Raw genomic sequence first — 12,441 nt, 5'->3', positions numbered from 1 at the left:
GGGTCCTGACAACCCAGTTGTAACGGCCGAGATGAGGATTTGACTAGCAAGAGTCGCAGGGTCAACCCCTCGAAGAGACATATTGTAGACAAGCTACTTGATAGGCTCTCTATGGTGATGGGCGATGACGACTATCCTGCCGCGCCGCTCACTTGCCTGGTCGTTTACGAAGCCGATTTTTCCGAAATATACTGGGCGCGTTCGAACGCATGGTTCGGGTGCGCACACGGGTTTTACTTCTTCTCATGACTGGAGTAATGATAACTCATGTCAAATTATCGCCGGCTTCCGTTGAGTGCGCTGCGCGCATTTGAAGCTGCCGCACGGCATTTGAGTTTTACCAAGGCTGCCAATGAGCTTTCGGTCACTCAAGCGGCAGTGAGCCGCCATATCTTGACGTTGGAAGACCACCTTGACACCCAGCTTTTTAACCGCGGAAACCAGAAGGTGTCATTATCTCCCGCCGGCGAGGAGTTATTTGAAGCTGCGACCCTCAGCCTGGCGCATATTGCAGCGGCTTTTGACAGCGTGAAGAGAGGCCAGAAAGCCCGACGGTTGACCGTCGGCATGCCGATGTCGTTCGCAACGCTGTTTATGAGCCACCGGATTGGAGATTTCGTTGCGAACAACCCAGAGGTCGACCTGCACTTGGTGTCGCTCGAACGCAGCCCGGCGCCGGCGACGGACGGTTTTGATGTGTCCGTGGTAATGGGGTATCTGGCGCGGCCGGGGTTCACAGCCACCGAGCTCTTCGGCGAGGAAGTCTTCCCGGTTTGCAGTAAATCATATCAGACACACTCCCCGCGTATTCTCACTCCGGAGGACCTGGTAAACGAGGTCCTCTTGGATATGGACGATCAGCATTGGTCCGCCTACCCATGGTCACCCTTCAATTGGGCCCACTGGCTTGGACAGTTCGGCGTTTCGTCCGATTTCAAGCGCGCCATCACGTTCACTAGTTATCCAACGATGATCCAGTCAGTGATCAAGGGCTACGGCATCGGGCTGGGCTTCCGTCATTTGGTAAGTGATTACCTCAATGAAGGCACCTTGATAAGGCCTCTGAGTGAAAGCTATCTAACCGGCCGAAAACATCATTTGGTCATTCCGGATACCGCAATTGAGCGAGACGACGTCCAGATCTTCCGCAATTGGCTGATCACACAGGTCGCAGATCTTAATCCGGTCCCGCCAGCGTCGGCTGCTGAAAACATCAAGGCAGCACCAGTTGCACTCAGCGAGATATCAGCTGGGTATCCAGACCTGACATCCGCCTGATAACATTTAGTCCTGCGGTACATGACTTTTTGTACGGTTGTTTTGCAGCCGCCTCGCCGCTAGCGTTTCTGGACCAATCCGACGCGACAGCCTCTCAAGCCGTAGTGAAGGCCCAGTCAGACGGAGAGTCTAATTCCGTAAGCAGGTCATGTATGCGACGGCAGCTGACCTATGACAATGCGGCGGCAGCTGACCTATGACACACAGTCGGGCTCGCATCAGCGCTCCGTCGTTATCGCTCAAATAGGTCCTAACTGAAAGGAACTCTAGTGAAGCCCGAAGACGTTCTAGATCCTTTCAAAACCTGGCATATACCGTTTGGTGAGTGGGTTGATGTTGGGTTGGGGTGGATTGTACAGGAATACCGCCCATTGTTTCAGAGCTTGAAGTGGCCAATCGACCAGCTTCTGAGGGCATTTGATCTCGCGCTGAATGGCATCCCGCCGGTTGTTGTAATTTTATGCTTCGGATTGGTAGCGTGGCAGATTGCCGGGTGGCGACTGGCAGTTCAAGTCGCTGGTCTGCTGCTGATTCTCGGCTTTCTTGGCATTTGGGGTGAAACGATGACGACACTGTCTCTCGTTTTCACCGCCGTTCTTTTCTGCACGGTTGTTGGCATTCCGGTGGGGGTAATTGCCGCTCGAAGTGAGAGGGCGGCTGCCATTTGCCGGCCAATCCTCGACACAATGCAGACGATTCCATCATTCGTCTATCTTGTTCCCGTGGTCATGTTGTTTGGTATCGGCAACGTGCCTGGCGTGATTGTAACGATCGTTTTTGCACTTCCGCCCGTTATCAGGCTGACAACACTAGGCATTCAGCAGGTTTCTGAAGAAGTCGTCGAGGCTATGCGTGCCTTTGGAGCGACCAACAGTCAGATCCTGTTCAAGGCTCAGCTGCCCCTGGCTCTTCCGAGCATAGTGGCAGGCATCAACCAGACGTTGATGATGTCGCTATCAATGGTTGTTGTTGCCTCCATGATAGCCGTTGGGGGACTCGGCCAAATGGTTTTGCGCGGCATCGGTCGCCTCGACATCGGGCTCGCTGCAACGGGTGGAATCGGCATTGTCATTCTCGCAATTATTCTAGATCGCCTGACCCAATCCGCGTTGTCTACGCGCAAGCGCTTCTCCCACATTGCCTGGCACAAGCGGGGTCCAGCTGCGCTATTCACCGGGGTCGTTAAGACCTTCTATGCCTCTCCGGCGCGGCGTGGAGGATTGGAAAGTGGCCGGCAACAGACTTCTAGCTAACAAAGAATGGGAGCGACTATGAGCTATCGGTTTAGAATAAATGGGCATTTTCGGGGACTGGCTGCCGCTGTTACAGTGCTTGGCACTTTGGCCCTGTCTCCTGGATACGCGGCGGCGGAGGACCTCCCGGGGAAAGGCGTGACCGTTAGGCCCCTATATCTTGGCCAGGCGGAAGAATTATTCGAAGCCTACGTCGTTAAGCTAGGCCTCGAGGATCTCGGCTATACAGTTGACGAACCCTCCGCAACCCAGGTTCCACTTGCCCATATAGCGGTAGGGAACGGTGATGCGGATTACTATACGCCGCACTGGTACCCCTTGCATATTGCGTTTGCCGAGAAGGCTGGCGGCGATGCCAAGCTTCGTCGCGTCGGGACGCTCGTAAAGAACTCGATCCAGGGGTACTCCATAGACAAGGCCACAGCCGACAAGTACGGCATAAAGACGATAGATCAGTTGAAGGACCCGAAGATTGCCAAGCTGTTCGATGTGGATGGGGACGGTAAAGCAGACCTGTATGGCTGTGATCCGGGCTGGGGATGCGAACGCATCATAGAACATAACCTTGATGCATACGGCCTTCGGGATGCGGTCACGCACAAGCAGGGTGAGTATTTTGCTCTGCTTCCTGACGTCATCCAGCGGATTCAGTCCGGCAGTCCAACTTTGTATTACAGTTGGACACCCAACTGGCTACAAGGGGTTTTGCGCCATGGAAAAGAGGTTATCTGGCTGACGGTTCCGTTCACGGCGTTGCCCGACGAACAGGCTGGCGCGAACACGACGGTTCCAGGCATTGGAAACCTGGGATTTTCCGTGAACAATCATCACGTGATTGCCAACACACCCTTCCTCGAGAAAAACCCCGTCGCAAATAAGTGGTTCGAACTCGTCGAGGTCCCAATTCAGGATATCGACGACGAGAATCTTCTTATTCACAAAGGTGAGAAGTCCAACGAGGACATCCACGGTCATGCTGAGGCCTGGAAGAAGGCCCACCTCGACCAGTGGAATACTTGGATAACTCAAGCAAAACAGGCAGGTAAGTAACGCTGGACTGCGGAAAGCATGCTCGCCCGGTAAGCTTTACGCTGCCGGGCGACACCTCTCAACCGTGGAGCTTATCTTTGGAAGCGCATGCCATTGAATTCAAGGATGTTTGGAAGGTCTTCGGGACGAACTCGAAGTTCGACCTTGCGAATATCCAGCGCGATGATCTTTCGAAGGCCGCACTCCTGGAGAAACATGGGTGCGTAGCCGCCGTCGCCGGTGTCTCCTTTAAGGTAGAGGCCGGTGAGATCTTCTGTGTCATGGGACTGTCCGGGAGCGGAAAGTCAACGCTGGTCCGACATGTGAATCGTTTGATCAAACCCAGCGCTGGCCAGATCATTGTTGGCGGCGAGGATATCAATCGGAAGTCCGAAAATGAGATGCGAGAACTCCGTGCCCGGACAATGGGGATGGTTTTCCAGAATGTGGCGCTCCTGCCTCACCGAACGGTCCGCGACAACGTGGCTCTGAGTCTGGAGTTACGAAAGGCAAGCGTCCGACAACGCTACGAGATTGCGGAGGAAAAGCTGGAGTTGGTGCAACTGGCGGGCTGGGGAGATCGTTATCCTGATGAGCTCTCTGGCGGAATGAAGCAGAGAGTAGGGCTTGCCCGAGCCTTGGCGGCTGATCCCGCGATTTTGTTGATGGATGAGCCATTTTCGGCGCTGGATCCGCTCATACGACGCGACCTACAGGACGAGTTCAAAGCGCTTTCGACGAAGTTGGGTAAAACCACGCTTTTCATCACCCACGATCTGGATGAAGCAGTCCGGTTGGGACACCAAATCGGTGTCATGAAAGACGGGAAGATGCTTCAGATCGGCTCCGCGGATGACATTCTCGGAAATCCCAAAGACCCGTATGTTGAAAGATTTGTCCAAGGAAGCAGCCGGTTGAAGCTTCTGAAAGCCGAGTCCGTGATGTTGCCGCTTACCGAATTTGCGAGTGTCGGTGACGGCATGGCCTTGGCGGATGCCCCACGGCTCAGTCTTGATACTCCGATCAAAGAAATGCTCGACCTGTCTCATCGACATGGGAATTTGCCGTTAGTGGTTGTCGATGCAGGCGGAGTTGATGTGGGCATCGTGACCGCATCCTTACTTTTGCGCGGTGTACATGACAGGATTTAGGTGGGCTAGGGAACTATAATGACCATAGTTCATAAATACCTCCCTCTACTTGTATTAGTCACGAAATTAGGTTCTGCGCATATCCTTCGTGCTCGGTGCAGACCATTGAAAGAGTTATGAGCCGCAATTCTTCGAACTTGGTTGGTTAAACGATAATGAACACTGAACAGAAGACCGTGGTCGTGACTGGAGCTGCTGGCGGAATGGGCCAAGCAATCTGCAAGAAGTTCGTGGCTAACGGATATTTTGTAATCGCCGGTGACACCAACGCGGAGCGGTTGATTGACATAGCTGCCGAACTCAACCGAAGTAGGCAAAATGCTTTGGCCAAGTCTGGAGACTTGAGAAGTAAGAATTATTGCGAGGATCTCATCGATACCGCTATCAGCCTTACCGGTCGGCTGGACGCCCTCGTTAACAATGCAGGCATCATCACGCGCGGTACAATCCTTGAAACGAGCGACGAGGATTGGGAAAAAACCTTCGATATCAATCTGAAAGCAATTTTCTACACCTGCCGACGGGCAATAGCCTTCATGAAGGAGAATGGTGGCGGGTCGATCGTGAACATCTCCTCAACCTGGGGCATCTATGCTGGACCTAGTCACGCAGCTTACTGCGCGAGTAAAGCCGCCGTAGCCACATTTTCAAAGTGCCTTGGCCGCGACCATGCGGGGAACGGAATAAGGGTCAATGCCGTGTGCCCTGGGGAGATAGATACACCTATGCTTCGGTCAGGCTTTATCCATCGCGGGTTCGATCCTGACACTGCGGTAGCCGAGCTCAGCAAGTCAAATCCTCTCGGCCGACTTGGCGAACCGGAGAATATTGCTGATGCGGTGTATTTCCTGAGCTCGGACGCGGCTCGATTCATCGCGGGGACCACACTCGAAGTCGCTGGAGCCAAGGCCGTCTATTAAGGAGTTTGCGCGCCTGCCCCCGACAATGTGACTTTGGGTCTGCGGCTGCGAAAGGTCGGCGTGTGCGTGTTGTCTTTAAGGAGTCGACCGTGAACAATCTTGACCGCTAAGCGGCAAGCTGCTTCGGCCGGTTCAGGAACGCGGCGATCAAGAGTCACAAAAATTGCTTCAGCCACCTGAGCAGGAGGGAGAAGTTGTAACCGGCGGCGGCCAGGATGGCGTTGACGGCGTCGCCGTGCTTGCCGGCGAGGTAGTTGCGGCCCATCCGGTGCTCGGCCTTGATGTGGCCGATCAGGGGCTCGATCGCGGAGCGGCGGCGCATCTGGCGCTTGATGACTGGGGTGACACGGCGTTTCTGGCCGCTGGTGAAGACCCTGAACTTGTGGCTCTCCGGTGCATTGTGGCCGCGATAGCCGGCGTCGGCGAGGACGCGGCTGATCTCGTTGCCGATGGTCTTTTCCATGTCAGGGATGATCGCTGCGAGCGTGTGGCCGTCATAGGGATTGCCGGGCAGCGCTTTTGCATGCAAGGCGAACTGGCCACCCTTTGAGCGCTTCAGCGTGGTGGTCACCGACACCTTCACCCCGAACTCGTATGGCGCATGCGCCTTGCCCTTACCGATGCATTCCACCTCGTGCGCGTGCAGGCTGTAGATTTTGCGGCCGCTCTGGGCGCTGACGCTGCTCGAGAACGGTGGCGGCCTGGTAGAGCGACCATTTGAAGAGCGCGTCCAGTTGCGCATCGCCGGCGATCTGGCGGGAGATGACGCGAATGGTCCGGCCGAGATAGGTCTTGAGCCTGCGCAGCGCCTTGTTAACGCTGGTGCTTGATCAGCGCCAGCTTGCCGACCAGCACATAGGTCTGGCGCAAATGGAGCCCCTTCCTCTTGGCCAGCCGCACCAGCCGTTCGCGGGCCCGGTGGATGAGCTTGGCGTCGGTCGGGAACATGACGTTCTTCGGCTGCACGGTCGTGTCGACGATGACCTGGCGCGTGTCGGCCGGCTTCATCGCCCCGGTCTTGACCGCAAGGCTGAGGCTCTCCTGCAACAGCGCCACGATCCGCTCCTCGCCCATACTGGAAATACGGGTTCTCGATCCAGCGTGCGCACAGCACCTCGTCCGACAGGTTGAAGGTGTGCTTGAGGATCGCCAGCCCCGCCATCAGCCGGGTCGGCAGCGGCGGCATGCCGGGACCGTCCGAATAGACCGCACCGAAGCGCTCCTCCAGCACCGGCCAGTCGATCGCCTGCGCCAGCCGCACCAGCTCGTGCTTCATGTTGATGATCTGATCGAGCCTGGAGCGGAAAAGATCCTGCTCTCCAGTCTCGCGCTTCTCGCGTGGCCTGCCCATCGCCTGGCTCCCGATTCACTGCGATGAAAGCAGTGAATCACGCTTCGCCAGGCGGCGAAATCGCAAACTGGAATTGCAAGAAAACTATCCACAAACTGGCCGGTACCTGCAATTCGGAAGCCTGAAAAGTAGACTATTCCTGTGCGATATCAGTGGCTTCCGTATTCTTCACGGCCGACTAAGGAGCGGCTTGTCAAATCGACATGAAACAGGTCGCTATTGTGCGTCAACGGCGCGCGGGGGCGACGTCGGCATTGTCACGCATTCTCGATTTGCCCGGCATTCAGGACTGGCTTTAGGCTGGCGCGAGTTGCGGTCATAACCTCAGTTCATAATTTACATTCCTTTTTATTGTTAGTTTCCGCATTTTTTATGCCCTATATTCTCGCATCAAACCATGGATTATAAAAATGTCCGTAAGATCTGGAGGCCGAGACGCTCGGCAAAAGCTACGTTCTGACAGGACGGTAACTTACTTGCCGTCGCTGGAGCGGGGTCTGCCTTATATGGATTTGCTGAGCCCGGATGATTTGCTTAGGCTCCACAACATTTCGGTGCAAATACTTGAAGAGATAGGCATCGAATTCCGAGATGACGAGGCCGTCGAAATGTGGCGGGCAGCCGGTGCCGACGTGACCGGTCAGCGCGTTAGGATCGACAGAGACCAGCTGCTGGAACTTGTGGCAAAGGCCCCAGAAACCATCACGGTTCGCGCTCGGAATCCCGCCAGGACCGTCACTCTCGGCGGTCGAAAGACCATATTTACCCCAGCGTACGGTTCACCGAATGTACTTGACCTTGAGGGCAAGCGGCGGAACGCGACAATTGAGGATTTCGTCAATTTTGCGAAACTCGCCTACCAAGCCCCCGCAATGCATATGACGGGTGGAGTTCTTTGCGAGCCGATGGATATTGCCGTCCCGAAGCGCCACCTGCACATGAACTACAGTTTGATACGGTACTCCGATAAGCCATTTATGGGAGCGGTGACCTCGCGTGAGAGGGCAGAAGACACGGTCGCTATGGCCAAGATTGTCTTCGGGGACGAGTTCGTCAACAACAACACTGTGATGGTGTCGCTTGCCAACTGCAATTCGCCACTCGTTTGGGACGCGACCATGCTCGATGCGGTCAAGGTCTACTCCGCAAACAACCAGGCCATGATCTTCGCCCCGTTTGTCCTTGGTGGCGCCAGCACCCCGGCCAGCACCGTGGCTGCAGTCGCGCAGCTTAATGCCGAAGCACTTGCTGGCGTTGCCTTTGCGCAGCTGGTCCAGCCAGGCGCGCCCTGCATTTACGGGCAGTGGTTGGCGACCGTTTCAATGAAAACCGGCGCGCCAATGGCAGGAACACCCGAGATTTGCCACATGAATATGTTGGTGGGTCAACTGGCCAGACACTACAAACTGCCTTGGCGCTGCAGTGGTAGCAACACAAGTTCAAAGCTCGTCGATGCCCAGGCAGGCTATGAGGCCGCCCGCAATATGTACGGCGCACTTATCGCCGGTGCGAACTTCGTGCTTTCGTCCACCGGTTATCTCGAAGCAGCTTTGACCCAGAGCTATAGCAAGTTCATGCTCGATGCTGAGCAGATGGTGATGTTCTATAAGCTTGGGCAAGGCATAGTGATGAGCGAGATGGATGAAACGCTTGATGCGATCCGCCAAAGTGAGCCAGGCAGTCACTATCTTGGTACCGAACATACACTGAAGAATTTTGAGAAGGCCTTCTTCACGCCCGACTTGATGAACCACGACAGCTTTGAGCAATGGTCCTTCGCCGGAGCTAAGGATGCCAACATTCGGGGGCGCGATGCAGCTGTGCAGGCCCTGAAGGAATATGAAGCACCGCCGATCGACGAAGCAATCGACGAAGAGCTCCTTGACTTCATGAAGCGTCGGGAACTCGTGATCGGTGACGCTGTCCTTTAGGGCGAGCAGGATCAATGCAAAATGGCTGCGGCACTCTCGCCAAGATCGTGTCGAAGAAAGGCCGTGCTCGGTCAGGGCGGATGAATCTCTCTGTCTGCTTCACCACGAGCGCTCGCCCAGCAATAGCCGAAAAAGCGCCAGGCTTCTCAGGGTTCGAGAATGCCTAGGTTAGCACTTTGCGAAAATGCATGGACGAACCCTGATGAACGCACCTCCCAATATGAATGCCCTGAAGTCGTTGTCCACGCGGGACGATCCGGCAAAGGGCGGCCGACCAATTGAGCTGGTGGTTCTGGTATTGCCAGGATTCTCACACCTGGCGCTTCACGCCTTCATCGAACCTTTCCGTATTGCCAATACGGTATCCAAGCTGACCCTGTTCCGGTGGCGGATCGCGGGATCCGACGCCCAATCTGTCAAGGGGGCGAGCGGCCTTTCAGTTGCCGTTGACGTAACGATGGACGAACTGAACTCTTGTTTAGGCGACCGGGGGCCACATCATCTCGCAGTTTTCGCGGGCGAGCCGGTGGGCCGGCGACTGACGCCACAATTCAATAATTTTTTGCGCACGATCGCACGCCGCGGGGTTCCAATATCCGCGGTTGGAACAGCGACATGGCTGCTCGCGCAGACCGGTCTGCTGGCAGGCACACGCTGCACGATTCATTGGTCGCGGCTGGCCGCCTTTACGGAAGTATTCAGCCAGCCGCAGATTCGCGATGCTCTCTTCGTCAAGGATGGGCAGTTTTCGACATGCGCGGGGGAACTGGCAGCCTTCGACCTGGCGGTCGATCTGATCGCCAGCCATGTCGGCGGGTGTACCGCACAGGAGGTTTGCCGCTACGCGACCGTCGACGGTCAGCGCTCAGGCTCCAACCGCCAGACTGGGCCATCAGGTCTCGCGTTTGCGGGTGTAAGCGATAAGCTGCTAATGGCTATGAGGCTCATGGAAGAGAATATTGAGTATCCGCTGACGATGACAGAAGTTGCGCAACGGGCTGGCCTGTCTCGGCGCCAATTGGAACGCTTGTTTGCAGCACACGTGCACATGCCGCCGGTACGCCACTACCTCCGGATTCGTGTCGCTCATGCCAAGCGCCTGATTGAAGGCACAAGCATGCCCATTATCGATATCGCAATGGCATGCGGATTTTTGTCGCCTTCACACTTCGCAAAGTGCTTCAGAACTTTCAACGGCCTCTCGCCGCAGCAGTGTCGTGCGACGACGCCGGCATGGGTCGGACCCGGCCTCGGCTAGACAACACGAGACCGCAGGATGGCTGCGATCCAGCCGAGACCAAGAAGGGCCAGCCCTCCCCGTGGTCCACCCGACGAGTGTGTTCAACGACATACGAACAGTTTCGGGTGCGTTGCGCCGACAGGTTCGCAGAGGTTGCCGTTAAGCCTAAACCGCAATCCTTGGCCTGCCCGACGCCACCGCCACCACATGCGCCTCGATGAACATGCGCTGGCCCTCGACGGTCGAAACGCGGAATTCGCTGGCGATCTCGATTTCGGCGCTGTCGGTGCCGGCGTCCCTGGCTCGCCCGGCGGCAATGGCGCGGACATCGGTTTCCGCTGCCGCGATCGCCGCTGCCTCATCCAGAAAATCGCGCACGGTCTCGCCTGAGGCGACGCGAAACAGCCCTTCCTTGGGCTGGCTGACGCGCGCCTCCGCCGAAACCCTGACCTGGCCGACGACGGCGCCGAGCGCATTGGCGACATCGGTATCTTCGGGCACGACGCAGTCATGGCCGACCAGCGGTGGCAGCCCGGCATAATGCAGCGGCGCCGAGGCGCCGAGGCCGATGACCGGGCGGTCGAGCGCGACGCTGAGCCGTGCGATGCCGGGATGGGAATCGACGGCGCGCTGCACCAGCGCGTGCGCCACGGTCGCCGCGCCATCCAGCCCGTCCTCGGCAAAGGCGGTTTCGAGGATGACTTCCGCCGACAGCCGGGTCAGCGTGGTCAGCACCCGTTCCGAGATCGCCTCCGGTGAGGCGGCGATCGCCTGTCCGCGGCCGTCGCGCTTGCGAGCGAACAGTTCGGCACCGAGCCGAGCCGTCGCGGAATCCCAGTTGGCCTGCTTGCCCAGCACATGGGCGGCGTCCGACGGCGTAAAGCCGGCAACATGCACCAGCCCGCGCGACACCAGCCGGTTCAAGGTAGCGTTCTGGGCGTTTGATGTCAAAAGCCTGTCGACGGCGAGCGGCACAGCGCCGATCAGCTCATAAAGCTTGGCCTCGGCGCCGGTCAGGCCGGCCGCCAGCCGCTCCGGCACGCCGGTCCTGACCGCCAGGCGGCCATCCATGCGGCCGGGATTGGTCGCGCGGATTTGGCGTTCCAGTTCGACGGTCACCGCCTCGCCATGCATCATGCCGGCCAGCGCCAGCGGCACCAGGCGGCGCGGCCCGAGCAGGATTCTTGGGTTGAGCGCGCCATCCTCCAGCGTCACTTCGGAATCGCCGCCGAGCCCAAAGGTGCGCATAGCGACCGCCTCGACCATGGTGCGGAAGCCGCCGACGGTGGCGCCTTCCGGATCGAGCCTGGGACGGCCTCCATCGAGCACGGCGACATCGGTGGTGGTGCCGCCGATGTCGGAGACGACGGCATTGTCGAGGCCGGTCATGTGGTGGGCGCCGACAAGGCTGGCGGCCGGGCCTGAAAGAATCGTCTCGATCGGGCGCTGGCGGGCAAAGGCGGCCGAGACCAGGGCGCCGTCGCCGCGCACCACCATCAGCGGGGCGGCAATGCCACGCGCGGCAAGAAAGCCTTCAGTCGCCGCCACCAGCCGATCGATCATCGAGATCAGCCTGGCGTTGAGCAGCGTCGTGAGCGCCCGGCGCGGGCCGCCAAGCTTGGCCGAAAGCTCGTGGCTGGTTGTGACCGGCAAGCCGGTCTTTTCGCGGATGAGGTCGCGCGCGGCGAGCTCATGCGCCGGGTTGCGGGTGGCGAAATAGGAGCAGACGGCAAAGCCCGACACCGAGGCGCCGAGTTCCGGCAGCGCGGCCTCCAGCCCGGACAGGTCGAGTTTTGCCGCATTGCCGTGGACGTCATGGCCGCCGGGGCAGAACACCACAGGGTCGGTGCCGAGTGCGGCCTTCAGCCCGTCGCGGGCAAGGTCGCCCTCGGAAAAGCCGATCATGACCAGCGCGACGCGGCCGCCATGGCCCTCGACCAGCGCGTTGGTGGCAAGCGTCGTCGACATCGACACCAGTTTTATCGCTGCAGGGTCGGTGGCGGCTTTTTGCAGCACCGCGTCGACCGCGCCTGATATGCCGACCGCCAGATCGTGGCGGGTGGTCAGCGCCTTGGCCTTGGCCAGCACTTTGCCTTTATTGGGTCCCTCTGGAGGCCCGCTGGCTTCCGACCACAGCACCGCGTCGGTGTAAGTGCCGCCGGTGTCGATGCCGAGGAACAGCGGCTTTGGCTTGGTCTTGGCTCTCATTGAGGATGGCGGTTCGGCTGAAATGTGTCTGTTCCACGCCTCAGCCGATGCGGAGCGCCCTGCCCGCCTGCAAGAGAGCG

The 12,441-nt window shown here is 58.1% G+C and carries 8 protein-coding genes and 1 pseudogene; 7 read left to right on the top strand and 2 right to left on the bottom strand.

The window, feature by feature from the left end; all coding sequences use genetic code 11:
• Positions 1 to 267 precede the first annotated feature (267 nt).
• The 5 genes from BQ8482_RS18855 to BQ8482_RS18835 all read left to right on the top strand — a co-directional run bounded on the left by BQ8482_RS18855 (position 268) and on the right by BQ8482_RS18835 (position 5,631).
• Complete coding sequence (locus BQ8482_RS18855) at positions 268 to 1,278, top strand: LysR substrate-binding domain-containing protein (RefSeq protein ID WP_244602871.1); 1,011 nt, start codon at positions 268 to 270, stop codon at positions 1,276 to 1,278.
• A gap of 269 nt (positions 1,279 to 1,547) precedes the next feature.
• Positions 1,548 to 2,531 carry an ABC transporter permease gene (locus BQ8482_RS18850; protein ID WP_123149024.1) on the top strand — a complete coding sequence of 328 codons (984 nt, stop codon included), beginning with the start codon at positions 1,548 to 1,550 and terminating at the stop codon, positions 2,529 to 2,531.
• Between the two features lie 18 nt (positions 2,532 to 2,549).
• A complete protein-coding gene (gene proX, locus BQ8482_RS18845; RefSeq protein WP_123149139.1) occupies positions 2,550 to 3,581 on the top strand; it encodes a glycine betaine/L-proline ABC transporter substrate-binding protein ProX in 1,032 nt (343 codons plus the stop codon).
• A gap of 77 nt (positions 3,582 to 3,658) precedes the next feature.
• Positions 3,659 to 4,711, top strand: coding sequence for a quaternary amine ABC transporter ATP-binding protein (locus BQ8482_RS18840; RefSeq protein ID WP_123149023.1), 1,053 nt, complete (start codon positions 3,659 to 3,661; stop codon positions 4,709 to 4,711).
• 155 nt (positions 4,712 to 4,866) lie between these two features.
• Positions 4,867 to 5,631, top strand: a complete 765-nt coding sequence (locus tag BQ8482_RS18835) for an SDR family NAD(P)-dependent oxidoreductase (RefSeq protein WP_123149022.1) — start codon at positions 4,867 to 4,869, stop codon at positions 5,629 to 5,631.
• Between the two features lie 154 nt (positions 5,632 to 5,785).
• Here BQ8482_RS18835 and BQ8482_RS18830 read toward each other — a convergent pair.
• A pseudogene (locus tag BQ8482_RS18830) lies at positions 5,786 to 6,982 on the bottom strand (IS5 family transposase).
• Between the two features lie 410 nt (positions 6,983 to 7,392).
• Here BQ8482_RS18830 and BQ8482_RS18825 point away from each other — a divergent pair.
• Together BQ8482_RS18825 and BQ8482_RS18820 are read left to right on the top strand one after the other, a co-directional pair.
• Entirely contained in the window at positions 7,393 to 8,913 is a 1,521-nt protein-coding gene (locus BQ8482_RS18825) for a trimethylamine methyltransferase family protein (protein ID WP_123149021.1), read from the top strand.
• A 202-nt stretch (positions 8,914 to 9,115) separates the two neighbouring features.
• Positions 9,116 to 10,171 (top strand): GlxA family transcriptional regulator, encoded by a 1,056-nt coding sequence (locus tag BQ8482_RS18820; protein ID WP_165848625.1) that lies wholly within the window; start codon positions 9,116 to 9,118, stop codon positions 10,169 to 10,171.
• Positions 10,172 to 10,318: 147 nt separating this feature from the next.
• On the opposite strand, the gene BQ8482_RS18815 is transcribed toward BQ8482_RS18820, so the two are convergent.
• Positions 10,319 to 12,361 carry a hydantoinase/oxoprolinase family protein gene (locus BQ8482_RS18815; protein ID WP_123149019.1) on the bottom strand — a complete coding sequence of 681 codons (2,043 nt, stop codon included), beginning with the start codon at positions 12,359 to 12,361 and terminating at the stop codon, positions 10,319 to 10,321.
• Between the last annotated feature and the right edge of the window lie 80 nt (positions 12,362 to 12,441).

The organism is Mesorhizobium delmotii (genome assembly GCF_900149755.1).
Lineage (GTDB): Bacteria > Pseudomonadota > Alphaproteobacteria > Rhizobiales > Rhizobiaceae > Mesorhizobium > Mesorhizobium delmotii.
Note: the sequence above shows the minus strand (reverse complement) of the source record. Positions and strands in the feature narration are given on the sequence as shown.